Below are 15748 nucleotides of genomic sequence, written 5' to 3'. Positions count from 1 at the left end.
CCCTTCTTTATTACCCTCACTCATTACATTGCACTGCAATAATTGATAATCACTTGAAGCATTGAAATTCGGCTGGGTTGACCTATATTTACATGATGAAGGCACCATGGCATATCAAATTACTCGTTATAGCTTGGCTACCGACAAGTTTATTCGCGCTTTGGGTATTTTCCACACTAGAGAGCGATGAGTATTTGCTTCGACAGCAATTTGTAGACTTTCTTGATGAGCAATATGTTCAAGAACTTTGGCAGCCGATCATTCGAGACCGAAGCATTAGCGAGCGTCTCTCGATAGTCTACATTACTGAGGATGATTGCTCATGTAATCAAGTTGTTCAACGACACTTGATGTCACTGGTTAAGATAGACGGTGCGAAACTTTATCGAATTCAAGCTAATGATTTGCCGGTTCCAATGCCTGCGATACCAACGTTGGTAATGGTTAGTGAAGGAGAGTTGATTTACTTTGGTGCGTTCGGGTTCGGTCAAGCTTGTATCAACAATGGACTAGTCAACTGGACCGAGCAACAAGCGAATCAGAGTTTAAAACAGTTTTGGTTAAATACATCCGTCAATGGGTGTTTTTGTTATCCTAAGGAGCAATAAGATGACGTTGGAGTTCAATGCGAAAGTTTGCCGAGAAACAACGCAACTATTATTGTATCTTGTTTACGCTATAGCGTTATTTTCCATTTTCTATTCCGCGCGCTTTGACACCTGGGGCTCAGGTATTACCGTAAGTATTATTACCGCGGTGGTTTGCACGCTTGTAGCGAAAACAGCTCCTGAAACGAGAACCAGTCAAGTCACCTTTGGTGCTGCCTTAATGGTTTTATCAGCGCTACACATTCATCAAAGTCAGGGTATTATCGAATCACATTTTATTATCTTTTCTCTTCTCGCCGTATTGCTGGCCTATCGAGATTTTCTACCGATAATTGTCGCTGTTGTTGTCATAGCCGCTCATCACTTTCTGTTCAATTATTTACAGACACAACAAGCTGGGGTTTACGTATTTGTGAGTCCATCTTGGGAACTGGTGATCATTCATGCATTGTATGTGATTGTTGAAGCAATATTCTTGTTGTTCTTTGCGAGTCGAATGAATCGAGATGTTGCGGCGGGTGATCAATTAGAAAGTGTGATTCAACAAATAATAGGCGACGGCGACAGCTTTGACCTAAGACATCGATGTGACGATCTCAATACAACAACGCGCGAGTTTAATGAGTTACTGGAATCCCTTAGTGGTGTTCTAAGTAAAGTTCATTCAGATATCAATATGATATCTGAGCAAAGTTCTCATTTAGCCGAGTTATCAGAGTTTTCCGGAAATTCGGCAGTCGAACAGCAACAACGAGTGGAGCTGATCTCAACGGCAACGGAACAGCTTTCCGGTTCAATTGGCGTTATCAATAATGGAATGGAGTCAACAGAAAGTGCGGTGCAAGAGACAAACCGTCATGCGGAAACTTCTCGGATAATCGTTCAGAAAAATCGAGAGAATATGGAAATGCTATCGTCTGATATGGAGTCGCTTTCTCGAGAAATTGATAAGCTTGTTTCCGACCACAAACAAATTGAATCTGTACTCGACGTTATTAAAAGTATTGCTGAGCAAACCAATCTCTTAGCGTTAAATGCAGCCATAGAGGCGGCAAGAGCCGGAGAACAAGGGCGAGGTTTTGCGGTAGTAGCGGATGAAGTTCGAAATTTGGCGAGTAAAACACAACAATCGACCGACGAAATTCAAGGAATGATTGAGCGTTTACAAGTGGGTAGTGCTGCCTCATCTGAGTCGATGAATCGTAGTCGTGAACAAGCGCAGCAAAGTGCCAGTAAATCGGAAGAAGCGCTTACTTCTTTGATTGAATTAGCTGACCGAGTGAGGAGTATCGCTGCAGAAATTCAGGAAACCTCTGAGACTGTTCGACAACAGCACTCTGCAACTCAAGAAATCGCTAAGCAAACCAATGATTTACAAGCCAGTGCGAACCAGAGTGTTGATAAAGTCCGCTCGTTAGCGAATGTCGGTTCTGAGTTAGCAAGAATAGTGAATGATAACAAGCTTAGTTTACAGCGATTTAAATTTAGGTAGTGCCGATTTTAGTAAGATTAACTTTGACTATTTAGCAACGCTGCTCGTTTATTTTTTTGAATAAGTGACTTTTGGCACTCTTTTCTAGTAATTCCTCTCGTTAGACTTGCTTAAAGTAATATTAGGGAGGACTTACAATGAAACATTTTACGAGCGGTTTACTCATATTAATCGGAATATCGGGATTCATTCCTGCTTCAGAGGCTTTGCTTAAAAGGAATGTTTCGCCTGAAGCTTTGCATGCGTTAGACAAGGCCGTTAGCTTCATTAACGCTGATCTCGATAACGCTGAGAAATATATTGAACAAGCTTTAGACCTAGCACCACAAAGCGCGGAGATCCAATTTGCGTGTGGCCAAATTATGAGTAAGCAGGCAAGTGATGCCATATTTTCGGCTCTTAGTTACGCGAATAAGTCTTTAGACTGTTTTAAAAGTGCGGTTGCATTAGCGCCAACTAATATTGAATATCGCAGCGGATTAATGTCTTTTTACTTAGGCGCTCCGTCGATTGCAGGGGGAGACGAAGAGTTAGCGTTCGAGCAGGTTCAAGCAATTGAAAAGCTCGATGCACTCAGAGGCGCTCGAGCAAAGTTACGTTTTTTTCGCGAGATAGAAGACTTAAAATCTTTTGAAGTGGTATTGAGAAAAGGTGTTGAAGCCTTTCCTAATCATGCCGAGTTTTATTATCGATTAGGTCTTTTTCTGCAAGAAAACAAACAATATGAAGAGGCCAGTCAACAATTTCAGCTGTCCATTAAAGCTGGCATTGATGATGATCTCGAGTTCAAATTAAACGCTTGGTATCAGGTCGGTCGAACCGCATTATTTAGCGAAACAAATCTTGAGAAAGGAATTGCTGCGTTACAATACTTTATTGACAACTCATCAAATTCTTCGAAGGTTCCTTCGAATGAGTGGGCTAACTTTAGAATCGCTCAGTTATATAGACTCGCAAATAATAAAGAGAAAACCAGTGCTCATTTAGCGTTAATTAGTGACTCTAGCGACGAAAGTTTACTTCGTGCAGTCAAACGATTTAAGTAGCTACCAGAAAGATTACCTAGCTTCTTTAATCTGTTTGTCGCTAGCTAAGGATGGAGTTGGTTGAGTAACTCTCCATCCTTTTTAAGCTTAACTGTAGCTTGTAAGCCCATGTCGTTAATGCAGTTATTGTTGAAGCCCTTATTGTTTATGCACTTATGGTTGAAAAGGCTTTACTATTTATTGGATGCTTTCAATTGTTCAATGATATCCGCTTTGACCCAATATATATTGGCATTCCCAGAATCATTGAGCCGATGAAAGAAAATGTATTTTCCATCGGGTGTTACACTGGCGGCAGCATCCCATCCTTCACTATTAATATCGTCGCCCATATTGATTGCTTTGCCCCACGAACCGTCAGCTTGTCGAAAGCTAATATACAGATCGGAATGACCAAAACCACTTTCTCGGCGACTGTCCCAAATCATATAGGTTTCGTCAGGCGCGATAAAGGGATGCGCATTAAACGTTCCTGCATTGATTTCTTTTCCAAACACATTAGGAGCGTCGAGTGTTCCTTTATTCAATTGAGAATAACGAATTTTCCCATCACCCTTTGCAGAACCAATTTCATCAAATACATGCAATCCGTTAAGCGAACTGGTCATTCGCATAATACTAATTTCGCTAAAGGGTAAGCCATGCTCTTTAACATCGGACCAACCGTTATCCTGCTTGTCTCGGTATCGGCTTCCTAAATGCATTGTGGTGCCGCTGGGTGAAATCATAGGTTGACCAGAGCGTTTAGACTCGGACTCGAGCTCCCAGCGGAAGTCATTGTACCGATAGGTTACGTGTTCAATGTGATCGTTATCGCCTTTAATTCTTAAAAAATGAAACTCTTTCATACTTGGAGTGAAAGTAGGTCCGTAAGTGTAGTTGTCGGTCGTTACGATGCCAGGAGCAAATACGATTGGCGTATTACCCGGCGGTCTTTGTCCTAAGTAATAATTCTCGACACCATAGTTATTGCTAGAGTAGTCGCTTTTAAAGTCAGGGCTAATGTTAAGAGCCGTTAAAAATGTGGCTTTAGCTTTCTCAAACTTACCTTGTTTAAAATAGCCGTACGCTAAACTATCGTAAGCTTGCGGAGCTTTGGGGAATAAATGCACAAGGTAGTTAAATACATCAAGTGCTTCTGACCACGACTGAGTTTTAATTAATTGCATACCTAAATCATTTATGGGGCGACCAATAAATTGTTGATAGCCTTGCTCTTGATAATGAGCCTTAAAATTGCTGAAAAACTTTTCTTTGCCAAACTTTTTGTAATACGAATAAGCTAGGTTTTGTGCCCGAGGTTTCACTGGCTGATAGGTTTTCTCGCGAAGGTAGTTTAAAATTCGCCCCGAGATTCTTTCTGCAACCAAATTGTCAGTGTTGGCGAGAACAATAATCTCAACATTATTTTTTAAATCGACTTCTACTGCGGCACTGATCCCTAGACCGCCACCGTAAGAACCCCAATGGTCTTCTTGTGATCCAAAAACTTGCTTAAAGATTGGTGAGTCTGTGTTAAGTAGTTTTTTACTATGAAAGAGTGAGTGATAAAACGTTTGTACATCAGACGTTGTAGACTCGAGACCACCATCGGGTCCTGGGTGCTCAGTGACTCCAACTTCTTTAAGTGAGTTGTCGTATAAGTAGGTGTAGCGCGTAGACTGCATTGAATGTGTTTGGTTGGGATCAAGTGTGGAGTGAACGAGTTCTAATGGAGATAAAATTCTCTCTCTGAGCAATTGTGAGAAGGATTTTTGTGTGATTTTCTCAAGAATGCTTCCAAGAACAATATAGCCGTAATTGGTGTAACGATAATCTGTGCCTGGCTCAAATAGTAGAGGCTGTTTTAAAAGTAGATTGAGCTTTTTCTGTAAGCTATCAAACTTTAAAGGATTTTCTCGATATTCTGCATTGAAAATATCTGCAAAGCCTGAACGATGTGTTAGCAGATGTTCAACCGTAATCTTTCTAGCGGTCTCCACTGGAAACCCAAGCTCAAACTCGTCAAGTGTAGACTCGAGGCTTAGTTCTTTAGACTGAATATGTTGCAACACTAATACTCGAGTAAAGTCTTTCATAATTGAACCAAGATTGTAGCGTGTCGCTGATTGGTTAGCTGTTTTGCTTTCTTGGTTTTGTAATCCGAGTGAACGCTCAAATACCGTTTGGTTGTTTTTAGCAATTAAGATACTCCCGGAAAACCAACCGAGATCATAGTAATTTGAGGAAATCTCATTTGCAGCGTTAATGAGATTTTTTAGCTCTTCATCTTTATCATTAGCCTCTGCAATGGTTGAGTAGAATATAAAACTAACGATTAATACACAGAACTTATTGTTGGTTGAAAACATTCATTTTTCCTCTGCTTCTATATCGATGAAAGCGCCATCGTTTGATTATAAGTTGATGAATCAAAAAGCGAAGTTGCATTAAATTCACCGACCAATTCCCTTGAAATTGACCATTTTGAAACGACAAGTTCTGGTGAAGCAAAGAGCTTGTTGTTTGCTTTCGGTTCACTACTTAAATGCACGGGTTGCACGATGGTCCAATTAAGACCGCTTTCTCGCACATAACGGTCTTGGGTATCGGTATCTGCAATTTGTGGCTTCAATAATAAGTTAAATAGCAGCTTATCTCGAAGCCGCAGTAAATCTTTGCTTGGTCCTGAGCCATACGATGTTTGAACAATCAAGCGATTAATCTTGTGTTCCTTCATTAACTCAATAATATTTCTGGTGCCTGCACTGCGAATATTCATTGGCGTATGTTGTGGTCCTTTTAGGCGCACGCGAAAAGGGTTCTCGCTGATCCCGAGCGTAACAATAACAGCATCTTGTCCCGCTATCGCTGACTTTAATGTTACAGAATCTAATACAGAGCCATCGATGGTCAGTACTGGTCGTTTAAATTCTAAAGATGCCTGCCGAGACAGTGCGGTAACTTGGTATCCGCTCTTTACTAGCGCCTTAACGGTGCTGCGCCCTGAACCTCCTGTGGCACCAATAACTAATACTTTTTTAATCGTCTTCATGATATGCCCTCTTGGTTGCGCTATTTGATGGTGAAATCTCACCTACCCTTGGTGTGAAGCTAGATTATTGAACATAAGGTGGTGTACTATCTATGGCAGTCAGTGCTTAATATTGTGCAGATCGTACAAATTTAAATGGGAGACGTCTTTGAGCGGTGAGAGTAGCTACCAACAGATTCTTCATTACTTAAAGTTAGACAGCATGTACTACAGCCGGTCCACGTTAGGTGGTGAGCGGTGGGGCATTGCGTTACCGCCCTTTGAAAATACTAGCATGTTTCATATTGTCACCAGTGGTCGCTGCTTTGTTTTGGTGAATGGTGAGAGCATTCGAATGGAAACGGGTGACTTAGTGTTTATCAGTAGAGCCTGTGGTCATGAGCTAAAAGCTAACCCTGAGAATGAAGCTGAATTCCTCTTTGATTTGCCGATTAAGCAAATCAGTAAGCATTATGACACCATTGCGATAAATACCGAGCAAGCGCCACAAACGAATATTCTCTGTGGCATCGTTAGGATCAGTCATCCGGCTGGTGAACGACTGATAAAAGAAATGCCAGATATTATTCATATTGGTCGAGAAGAACATGTATTTAGCAATGTAATAGGTGAGATTGTTCGCTTGGTCATTCGCGAAGCATCGGGAGAATTTATTGGCGGCGAGACGGTTATTACGCGGTTGGCTGATGTTTTGCTAATTCAAGCCATTCGCACTTGGGTTGAAAGAGACATTGATATCAAAGGCTCTTGGTTGAGTGCAATAAGAGATGAAAAAATTGGTAAAGCACTTTCTAAAATGCACTCGCAACCACAAGTCGCATGGACGGTTGAAATGCTCGGCAAAGAAGTTGGGTTATCGAGAACCGCCTTTTCTAATCGCTTTAGTCAACTGGTGGGTGACACGGTACTGAATTACTTGACCCATTGGAGAATGAATTTGGCCGCCATGAAAATTCGCGAGGGTGCGAAAGTGGACTACGCATTGTCTGAGAGTTTAGGTTATCAATCTGAATCTGCGTTTCGAAGAGCCTTTAAAAAGACCATGGGGTACAGTGTTTCTGAGGTGAATAAAGTATTTCGAAATGACGCGGTTTAGCGGGAGTTATCTTTGAATATACATTTTCGTACAGCCAAAATTGCCGACTTAGAAACCATGGTTTCATTACTCGCCAGAGATAAGCTAGGAAGTCAGCGCGAAGATATATCGAGGCCATTAAACTCAGCCTATGTCGATGCGTTTCATGCGATCTCTAATGATGTAAACAATCAACTATTAGTTGTAGAGATATCGAATCAAGTCATCGGTATGATGCAATTGACGTTCATTCCTTATGTAACCCATGTCGGCACTTGACGCTGTTTGATTGAAGGCGTGCGTATTGATGACTCTTTTCGCGGTCAAGGAATAGGAGAAAAAATGTTTCTTCATGCTTTCGAAATGGCTAAGGAAAAAGGATGTAAGATTGTTCAATTGACCAGTGACAAACTGCGACCCGACGCCATTCGCTTTTATGAAAAGCTAGGATTTAAAGCAACTCATGAAGGATTCAAATTAGCGCTTTGAGTTCTTGGTAGATATGCCTTTAGGTAGTTTTAAAGCTCTGACTTAATGTATAACTAGTGAGTTTTGGCTTGAGAGAAAGAGTCAATTTTACAATGAACCGAACTGGCATAATGCTGACGAGCAGCGTTGAATAGAATGAGAGTTATAAACAGGATATAAATTATTAAAGATATGGAACAAAATATCTATCAGTCGCCAGAAAGCGATATGTCCACACCAATCAAAAAGCGTCTAAAAGTCGGGAAAGTACTTTCGATTATCGGCGCTATTTTTCATTTAGGCATCATTTTTGGTTGGACCATATTTGTTTTAAGGCTTTACGATACCTTTCAAACGATTACTCTTCACGGAGGTGATGATTCACATATGGCTGGAGCTTTAAGTTCTGCGCTTGCGTATCTATATCTATGTATGATTATTTCAACTCCTGGAATTATTTTAAATTCGATTGCATTATTTATTTCATATTATCGTTCTAAGTATCTTAATATTTACCTTATAATAGTCTCTATTTTATGGACTTTAGTCTTTCCGTTTGGAACACCCTTTGGCCTGATATTTTTAGCAATCGTTATCTTTAAATGGAATTCGAGCAATGATAAGAATGATGAACATAATTAACTGAACGATAGAAATCTTGTTCAATCTTATCGCAACGAGTGTAAATGCCTGGCAGAACACAAAGGACTTAATTAACAAGAATTATTAGGAAATCTTATGAGTAATGAGAAGCACGAAACGGAATGGTGTCTACTTCAAAATCAATTCGAAAGTTATGAACAACACTCGTTGTACATAAAACTGCTGAGTATTTTTGTACTTTTTCTTTCTGAAATGATGAGGGTTGACTCGGTGTCATGCATTTTTATTTTAGCGGTGTTATGGCTACAGGATTCAATTTGGAAGACCTTTCAATCTCGTTTAGAGCCAAGGTTGTTAGATATTGAAAAGTATATGAGAGAAGGGCCCGACGCTGCTGGTTTTCAATTCAATAGCGAATATCAAAGGCTTGAATCCAAAGGTATGGCAAAGATCAAAGAGTACGCTGTTCAAGCAATACGACCAACCGTCGCTTTTCCTCATGTGATTTTAGTTTTGGTCGTACTTTTCCAGTGGCTATACTTACGTTAAGGATGGTCACGAGCTGAAAGATTCATCGGAAGGAATTTACAGATGCTTATTTATTCTCCTGTCGATTACATCACTATGCCATGGAAGAATGGCGGTGGAGAGACCTGTCAACTAGCTGTGTCGGAGCAGTGTCATCCAGACGACCAATTACCACTGTGGCGATTATCCATTGCAACGGTGTCTCAAGATGGGCCATTTTCATTATTTGAACATTATCAGCGTTGCATCATGTTACTCGAAGGCGCTGGTATGCGACTGCGGTTTAATCAGCAGGAGTGGATTTCCGTTGATGCGCCTTTGCAGAGACAGATCTTTTCTGGTCAATGGCAAACAGATTGTGAGCTAATAAAGGGTACTATCAAGGATTTTAATTTAATGGTTGATCAGCGCCTTGCTGACTTCGTGGTTGATGTGCTGACGCTCCAAAATCAAACCCTTTTATGGCCAGATTTTTTCAGCAGTAAAGATCAAACTCAATGCATTGATCTAATTTATATTATTTCTGGCGAGTGTGACCTCGAATATCAAACCCTTGATGGTGATAGCAGAGTTAAGAGACTTACTGCTAAACATACCCTGATCAATAGAACAAATCAGCTAAAATCGGTTCATTGTTCTGACGATAAAGCTCAAATATTTGTAGCCCGCGTTTTTATTCGGTAGGGATCACAGAGAAAGTGTAAAAATGGTGGCCCTTCCAGACTTGAAGGGTGTGACCTTGGAACATGCCCAAACTGAATTCGGTAGCAGAGATGTTGAAGACCTAATTGGACGGATTCAACACGGTTCTTCTGCAGATTTCATTCGGCAACTCCACGTAATCGGGCTGTTTTGGGCATTAAACTGTTTGAATGGACGTAAAATTTAAAGACTCTTCTAACCAGGAGTGGTGCCTCATTTAAGTTAACTAGAGGCTTGTTGAAACCAGTTTTTACTAGCTGAATAAGCTCAAATAGAAGAGAGCAAAACTACCACCAGGCTTTCGATTACCAGAGAGTCTGATGCCGCTCAAGCAGAAGTCCATTTCTCCAAGCTCTATTGCTGACACTCTTTCTTCAGACAATAAGTAACCAGATTTCGCGTTTACGAACAGCGCGTTTGTGAGCTTCTCGTTAAGATAGTTGTCAATCCATGTATCTATGTTTAACCATTTCCTAGGGGGCTTGTCAACGCCGCTACTACCGATTTATATTGGCTCAGTGCGGAAACATTTGGAGCAAGTGCCGACTCAAATGGACTCTACAACTGAAGAAACATTTGCGAATAGTAGATAACATACATTAAACGATTATATTGTTGGAGTTGAGATCACATATGCTAGTATATTACATAACATTACTTATGTGACATAACAAGCGCTATGTCCCATAGTGTTGATGATTAAGTTATAGGCAGGTTGTGGTTATGAGTATTGGAAATAGCGGGCGAATTGTCATTGAGATTGAGCCTGAGTTAAAAAGAGAGTTACATTCAGTTCTTCGATTGGAAGGAACAAACCTGAAAACTTGGTTTCTTGTTCAAGTAGAAGAGTTACTCGCTGAGAAAGTTCAGAAGTCTTTACCGCTAGAACATGGCACTCAAGACCGGGAGCTCCAATGATGATATTTAATCCAGAAAGAATGGCGTTTGGCCGCCATGAAACCTTTGCTTTGCGTTATGGCTGGTTATCCAAAGGTTTTCAAGCAATGACGAAGGATAGCGGCATCTTTGAGTCTGATGAAGCGACTGTTGAGCTTGGAGTTGGTAAGAATATGGTTTCTGCCATCAAATATTGGCTTCGTGCATGTCGCATGATCGATCCGGTTGAAAACAAATCGACTGATCTCGGAGATAACATTCTCTCTTCTGAAGATGGTTATGATCCTTATCTCGAAGATGAGGCAACCATCTGGTTGTTGCATTGGTTGTTAGCAACTAATGCAGAGCTGGCAACATCGTGGTTCTGGTTTTTCAACCGCTTCCATAAGCCAGACTTTACCGGCCAGGAACTCGGAACTGCACTTGCTGATTTTGTAAATGACAAAGTTATTAATAGGAAAAAACCGGCTTTGGCAACCTTATCAAATGATGCCGGACTTATTCCGCGTATGTACACTTTATCCACTGGAAATACCCGCACCCCAATAGAGGATGCATTAGACTCTCCATTCTCTTTATTGAAGCTTGTTACTCAAAGTGCCGGAGGGAGAAGCTATCAATCTCGTCCTATGGCTCGACCAGATTTGCCATTAGGCATCTTGGGCTTTGCCGTGTGTGAAATGTTTGAAATGAAAAACACCCGTGCGATTCCGATAGAAGATTTTATGTATAGTAAAGATAACTACCCCGCTATCGGTTCAGTTTTCAGGTTAACGGAAAGTGATCTTGTCGCAAAACTTGAACGGCTTGTGAACTACATTCCGGGTGTCTTTGACATTCGTGATACTGCCGGCCAGCATCAACTTTATTTATCAGAAGAAACGGATGCGATGACTTTCATTATTGAACATTATGAAAATCCAAGTAAGGAAATCGCTGCATGAGTATAAAACATAAAGTACATATTAATACTCATTACACTCGTTCAATTAATCTGGAACGTGATGCTGATTCACTTGATGTAGTCAAAGCCTATATTCCTACATCAAGAGCCTTAAAACTGTTTAGCAGAGTTGCAGAGGGATTCAGTAGTGATCTAGCTCCTCGCGCATGGTCGCTTATCGGGCCTTATGGATCAGGCAAATCTTCTGCTTCTGTCTTTTTATCGCATTTACTTTCATCGCCTGACGCCGCAACGACACAAGCAGCTTTAAAAAACTTAAAGGAATCAGCACCAGAAATTACCGGCGCTTTCCGAAAAGAGATTTCAAAAAGTAGTGGCTTTTTAAAAGTATTAATTACTGGCTCTCCCGAACCAATGGGCAAGAAAATTGTACAAGGGCTTGCTAAGGCATCTGCACAATATTTTTCTAACTTTAGTGGCCGAAAACCCAATGTTGTTACTGATTTAGAGGCGCTATCACAAGTAGAGACCGTTACTGTTTCAGACGTTATTGCCCTTATTAAAGAGCTGCAAAGCGCTCTCGCAAACAAAGGCTGTAAAGGCGTTTATATTGTTATTGACGAACTTGGAAAGTTTCTGGAGTTTGAAGCTCGGCATTACGGTGCTAATGATATTTATATGTTACAGGCACTGGCAGAACATGCCTGTAAAGGCTATGAGTGCAACCTGTTCTTGTTTGTATTGCTGCACCAATCTTTTGAGCAATATGCCAAAGGCTTAGGCGAGAGCCTTAAAAATGAATGGGCTAAAGTTCAGGGGCGTTTTGAAGATGTGCCATTCCTTGAATCTGCTGAACAGGTATTGCGTGTTGTTAGTGCTGCGTTCAGCTACAACTTTGCACCAAAAGAAAAAAAACAGCTTAATGCGACGATCAAAGGCTTCGTAGATATTTTACAGAAAAATGAAGCCTTACCAGGCGTGGTAGATAAGAAAGCTATGACAGATATGATGGCCCACTGCTATCCATTGCATCCTGTCAGTGCGATATTGTTACCTGCACTTTGTCAGAAAGTTGCGCAGAACGAACGGACTTTGTTTAGTTATCTGGGAAGTCATGAAGAATTCGGATTGCAGGATATGATTGACCGTTTTGAATCAACGGAAGACTTTATCTATCCGCACCATGTTTATGATTACTTTATTACCAACCAACCAGCAGCTCTTGGAGACTACAGAACACATAGAAGATGGGCCGAAGTCGTCACGGCTATTGAGCGCCTTGGGGATGCACCTGAAGATCAGCTCAATTTGCTTAAAACTATTGGTCTGCTGAATATCATTGGCATTAAGGGCGGATTTAAGCCATCGAAAGCACTACTTGAAATATGTGGACGGACTAAAACTGCCGTTGGCAATTCTTTAAAAGCTCTTTCAGAGAAATCAATTATTACTTTTCGTCGATTCAGTGGCGAGTATCGTGTATGGCAAGGCAGTGATTTTGATCTTGAAGAAGCTTTAGAAGAAGAGATTAATAATCTAGGCGAGTTTTCATTGGCGAATGAGTTAAACAAAGCCAATGCGCTTATGCCTATCGTCGCAAGACGCTACACAATTAACAGTGGCGCATTGCGCTATTTTACGCCTGAATTTGTTGATGCTCAGACATACAAATTATCTGAACAGAAATCCAGCGAGCCTCGCATTGTTTTCTTCCTTGCTTCGGCAAAGGATGATGAAGTTTTGTTTAGTGAAGCTGTTATACGGCACTATTCCGATTTAGATTTGGTTGCTCTTTGTCTTAACGGTTCTCAATTGCGTGAAGCGACTGCTGAAGTATTAGCGTTGCGTCAGGTGCAAAACAAACGCCAAGAACTCAATAGTGATCCTGTTGCCAAAAGAGAATTTGAAGATAGGCTTACGGCTGCGGAATTAGCTGAACGTAATCTATTGCAACGCTTACAGGAGCAGCCACAGGAATGCGCTTGGTATTACCAAGCAGACGAATATGAGATAGACACCAAGCGTGATTTTCAGGAGCTGTTATCTTGGGTGTTGGAAACGGTTTATAGCAAATCGCCAAAACTACACAATGAGTTGATTAACCGTGATCGGCCTTCAGCACAAGCGAATGCGGCGAGGAATAAGCTACTGGAAGCGATGATGGTTAACCCATCTGACGCAGTAGATCTGGGCATTGATAAATATCCACCTGAAAAAGCCATATATCGTTCAGTGTTAGCGGCTACCGGTCTTCACAATAAAGAGACTAAAGAATTTCAGGAGCCTCATAAAAGATCACCTTTCTACCACGTTTGGAAGGAAATCAATCAGTTTCTGGATTCAACAGAAAAGTCACCAAGATCATTGGCAGAACTCAATAATATATTAATGGCTCCACCTTATGGGGTTAAAGCTGGGGTTTTACCTATTCTGTATATTGCCGCCTATATTGTGTATCAACACGAGCTAGCTCTATACGAGAACCGACAATATAAGCCTGTGATGACACAGGAAATGCTAGAGCGTTTTGTTAAGCGACCATTTGAGTTCACTTTTCAGCGTTTCAGAATTACCGGATTACGCTCTTCGATTTATAAAGAATATTGCAAGATTATCAATACCGGATCAAAGCAAACGGTTGTTCAATTAGTTAAACCATTGGCTCAATTTATTGGTGGTCTACCCGACTATACACAGAAAACCAGGGCTTCTGATTTATCGAACAAAACAAAGAAAGTAAGAGATGCGTTTAAGTTTGCTAAGTCGCCAGAAACTCTTATTTTTGAAGATATTCCTAAAGCACTTGGCTACGAAAAAGAACTAGCAAAGGATAATCCTAATTTAGAGGGGTTATCTCAATCATTACAAGGCTGCTTGAAAGAACTTAAAGATTGCTATCCAAACATGCTTAAACAGCAAATCAAAATGCTGCTGGAAGCATTTCATTTGGATAGTGACAATGAACTTGAGGAACTTCGCAGGAAGGTCACAGGGCGCTGTGAAGGTTTAGATCAGCATACGGTAGATGTCGATGGCTTAAAAGCTTTCATTAAGCGTCTCACGAAGCGTCAGGGCGATGATGATAGCTGGCTTGAGAATGTCTTGATGTTCCTTGGACAAAAGCCTACGAAAAAATGGACTGATACGGATCGCTCTGAAGTAGATGTTAAGTTGAGTGACTACGCAAAACGAATCCTAGATTTGGAAGCGTTAAGGGTTCACTATGACAGATCGCGCAAAAGCATGGATGGTGAATTTGATGTCATTCTGCTTAAGTCTCTCAAAAAAGGCGGTGAACCTATTGATGAAGTTGTCGCAATTGATCGAAAAAGAAAAGATGCGATTCAAGACTGTAAAGCATTACTGAGAGAAGCGTTAGAGAAACATTCGGATGAATTGCAGCTTGCAGCTCTGGCGGAAGTTGTAGATGAGTTTCTTACGGAGCGAAGAAATTCCAGCTCTAAGAAACCTCAATCCTCCAACGTGCGAAACAAACTTAAAGAGGTGAAAAATGGCTAACAATAGAATTCCAATGGATTCCATTAATTCCCTAGAAAATGCGCGGCACGTGCTAGGGTTATCCGGTGGAAAGGATAGCGCTGCATTGGCCGTTTATATCAAAGATAAATATCCTGAAATTCACAAAAAATTAGAATATTTCTTCAGTGATACCGGTGCTGAGCTGCAAGAAGTGTATGATTATTTAGATAAGCTTGAAGCTTATCTTGGTAAAGAAATCATTCGTCTAAGCAGTGGTAAAGACTTTGATCATTGGTTGAAAATGCATAGCGGTTATTTACCATCGGCTCAACAGCGTTGGTGTACAAGAACTATGAAAATTAAACCATTTGAAGACTTTGTAGGAAATGACCTAGTTGTCAGCTATATAGGAATCAGGGCTGATGAGAACCGTGAGGGTTATATCAGTCACAAAGATACTATTAAAGCTGTGTTTCCTTTTATCGAAGATGGGCTAGTTAGAGATGATATTTTTCAGATTCTTGATGACTCAGTAGGCATTCCTGAATACTATCAATGGCGTTCACGCTCCGGCTGTTATTTCTGTTTCTTTCAGCGTCAGGATGAGTGGCTTGGTTTAAAAAGAAATCATCCTGAGTTATTTGAGAAGGCTAGACAATACGAACTTCGGCTGCGTACCAAATACGATTGGAAGGATGGCGAAATTCCAGTTAACGGGCATGGTTACACTTGGTCATCACAGGGTACTATTGACGAATTAGTGGCGCGCGCTGAGAAGCGAGAAAAAGAGTTGGGTATCATAGTAACTAATAAAAATTCTTCAGAGAAATGGCAAGAAGCGCTAAAAAACATGCTGGATGATGATCCTTATGATCAAGCTTGTTTAGTGTGTAGCCTCTAGAGAAAAATAT

At 40.9% G+C, this 15748-nt stretch carries 15 protein-coding genes; 13 read left to right on the top strand and 2 right to left on the bottom strand.

Annotated features, from left to right (window positions below; translation table 11 throughout):
* Positions 1 to 92 precede the first annotated feature (92 nt).
* From Q9312_RS10490 to Q9312_RS10480, 3 genes are all read left to right on the top strand, one after another.
* Positions 93 to 608 carry a DUF6436 domain-containing protein gene (locus tag Q9312_RS10490; RefSeq protein ID WP_309200794.1) on the top strand — a complete coding sequence of 172 codons (516 nt, stop codon included), beginning with the start codon at positions 93 to 95 and terminating at the stop codon, positions 606 to 608.
* 1 nt (position 609) lies between these two features.
* Positions 610 to 2100: a methyl-accepting chemotaxis protein gene (locus Q9312_RS10485; protein ID WP_309200793.1), complete on the top strand. Its 1491-nt coding sequence runs from the start codon at positions 610 to 612 to the stop codon at positions 2098 to 2100.
* A 137-nt stretch (positions 2101 to 2237) separates the two neighbouring features.
* Positions 2238 to 3146 (top strand): tetratricopeptide repeat protein, encoded by a 909-nt coding sequence (locus Q9312_RS10480; protein WP_309200792.1) that lies wholly within the window; start codon positions 2238 to 2240, stop codon positions 3144 to 3146.
* A 173-nt stretch (positions 3147 to 3319) separates the two neighbouring features.
* Here Q9312_RS10480 and Q9312_RS10475 read toward each other — a convergent pair whose 3' ends face one another.
* Together Q9312_RS10475 and Q9312_RS10470 are read right to left on the bottom strand one after the other, a co-directional pair.
* Positions 3320 to 5497, bottom strand: coding sequence for a serine hydrolase (locus tag Q9312_RS10475; protein ID WP_309200791.1), 2178 nt, complete (start codon positions 5495 to 5497; stop codon positions 3320 to 3322).
* A gap of 17 nt (positions 5498 to 5514) precedes the next feature.
* Positions 5515 to 6180: an NAD(P)-dependent oxidoreductase gene (locus Q9312_RS10470; protein ID WP_309200790.1), complete on the bottom strand. Its 666-nt coding sequence runs from the start codon at positions 6178 to 6180 to the stop codon at positions 5515 to 5517.
* Between the two features lie 148 nt (positions 6181 to 6328).
* Here Q9312_RS10470 and Q9312_RS10465 point away from each other — a divergent pair, with 148 nt between their 5' ends.
* The 10 genes from Q9312_RS10465 to Q9312_RS10420 all read left to right on the top strand — a co-directional run bounded on the left by Q9312_RS10465 (position 6329) and on the right by Q9312_RS10420 (position 15738).
* Positions 6329 to 7276, top strand: coding sequence for an AraC family transcriptional regulator (locus tag Q9312_RS10465; RefSeq protein WP_309200789.1), 948 nt, complete (start codon positions 6329 to 6331; stop codon positions 7274 to 7276).
* A gap of 12 nt (positions 7277 to 7288) precedes the next feature.
* Positions 7289 to 7534, top strand: coding sequence for a hypothetical protein (locus Q9312_RS10460; protein ID WP_309200788.1), 246 nt, complete (start codon positions 7289 to 7291; stop codon positions 7532 to 7534).
* 6 nt (positions 7535 to 7540) lie between these two features.
* Entirely contained in the window at positions 7541 to 7744 is a 204-nt protein-coding gene (locus Q9312_RS10455; protein ID WP_353961532.1) for a GNAT family N-acetyltransferase, read from the top strand.
* A 171-nt stretch (positions 7745 to 7915) separates the two neighbouring features.
* Positions 7916 to 8365, top strand: coding sequence for a hypothetical protein (locus Q9312_RS10450; RefSeq protein ID WP_309200786.1), 450 nt, complete (start codon positions 7916 to 7918; stop codon positions 8363 to 8365).
* A 96-nt stretch (positions 8366 to 8461) separates the two neighbouring features.
* Complete coding sequence (locus tag Q9312_RS10445; protein ID WP_309200785.1) at positions 8462 to 8875, top strand: hypothetical protein; 414 nt, start codon at positions 8462 to 8464, stop codon at positions 8873 to 8875.
* 42 nt (positions 8876 to 8917) lie between these two features.
* Positions 8918 to 9538 (top strand): HutD/Ves family protein, encoded by a 621-nt coding sequence (locus Q9312_RS10440; RefSeq protein ID WP_309200784.1) that lies wholly within the window; start codon positions 8918 to 8920, stop codon positions 9536 to 9538.
* 741 nt (positions 9539 to 10279) lie between these two features.
* Positions 10280 to 10474 carry a hypothetical protein gene (locus Q9312_RS10435; protein WP_309200783.1) on the top strand — a complete coding sequence of 65 codons (195 nt, stop codon included), beginning with the start codon at positions 10280 to 10282 and terminating at the stop codon, positions 10472 to 10474.
* A complete protein-coding gene (locus Q9312_RS10430) occupies positions 10471 to 11397 on the top strand; it encodes a DUF4007 family protein (RefSeq protein ID WP_309200782.1) in 927 nt (308 codons plus the stop codon). Before Q9312_RS10435 ends, Q9312_RS10430 begins: the two co-directional genes overlap by 4 nt.
* Positions 11394 to 14876 carry a hypothetical protein gene (locus Q9312_RS10425; RefSeq protein ID WP_309200781.1) on the top strand — a complete coding sequence of 1161 codons (3483 nt, stop codon included), beginning with the start codon at positions 11394 to 11396 and terminating at the stop codon, positions 14874 to 14876. Before Q9312_RS10430 ends, Q9312_RS10425 begins: the two co-directional genes overlap by 4 nt.
* Positions 14869 to 15738 carry a phosphoadenosine phosphosulfate reductase domain-containing protein gene (locus Q9312_RS10420; RefSeq protein ID WP_309200780.1) on the top strand — a complete coding sequence of 290 codons (870 nt, stop codon included), beginning with the start codon at positions 14869 to 14871 and terminating at the stop codon, positions 15736 to 15738. The genes Q9312_RS10425 and Q9312_RS10420 overlap by 8 nt, the downstream gene beginning before the upstream one ends.
* The last annotated feature ends 10 nt before the right edge of the window (positions 15739 to 15748 follow it).

The sequence above is a fragment of the Pleionea litopenaei genome (genome assembly GCF_031198435.1).
Taxonomy (GTDB): Bacteria; Pseudomonadota; Gammaproteobacteria; order Enterobacterales; family Kangiellaceae; genus Pleionea; species Pleionea litopenaei.
Note: the sequence above shows the minus strand (reverse complement) of the source record. Positions and strands in the feature narration are given on the sequence as shown.

Coding starts and splice junctions, on each gene's coding strand:
- Q9312_RS10490 (WP_309200794.1), top strand. CDS start 93: ATGATGAAGGCACCATGGCATATCAAATTACTCGTTATAGCTTGGCTA.
- Q9312_RS10485 (WP_309200793.1), top strand. CDS start 610: ATGACGTTGGAGTTCAATGCGAAAGTTTGCCGAGAAACAACGCAACTA.
- Q9312_RS10480 (WP_309200792.1), top strand. CDS start 2,238: ATGAAACATTTTACGAGCGGTTTACTCATATTAATCGGAATATCGGGA.
- Q9312_RS10475 (WP_309200791.1), bottom strand. CDS start 5,497: ATGTTTTCAACCAACAATAAGTTCTGTGTATTAATCGTTAGTTTTATA.
- Q9312_RS10470 (WP_309200790.1), bottom strand. CDS start 6,180: ATGAAGACGATTAAAAAAGTATTAGTTATTGGTGCCACAGGAGGTTCA.
- Q9312_RS10450 (WP_309200786.1), top strand. CDS start 7,916: ATGGAACAAAATATCTATCAGTCGCCAGAAAGCGATATGTCCACACCA.
- Q9312_RS10445 (WP_309200785.1), top strand. CDS start 8,462: ATGAGTAATGAGAAGCACGAAACGGAATGGTGTCTACTTCAAAATCAA.
- Q9312_RS10440 (WP_309200784.1), top strand. CDS start 8,918: ATGCTTATTTATTCTCCTGTCGATTACATCACTATGCCATGGAAGAAT.
- Q9312_RS10435 (WP_309200783.1), top strand. CDS start 10,280: ATGAGTATTGGAAATAGCGGGCGAATTGTCATTGAGATTGAGCCTGAG.
- Q9312_RS10430 (WP_309200782.1), top strand. CDS start 10,471: ATGATGATATTTAATCCAGAAAGAATGGCGTTTGGCCGCCATGAAACC.
- Q9312_RS10425 (WP_309200781.1), top strand. CDS start 11,394: ATGAGTATAAAACATAAAGTACATATTAATACTCATTACACTCGTTCA.
- Q9312_RS10420 (WP_309200780.1), top strand. CDS start 14,869: ATGGCTAACAATAGAATTCCAATGGATTCCATTAATTCCCTAGAAAAT.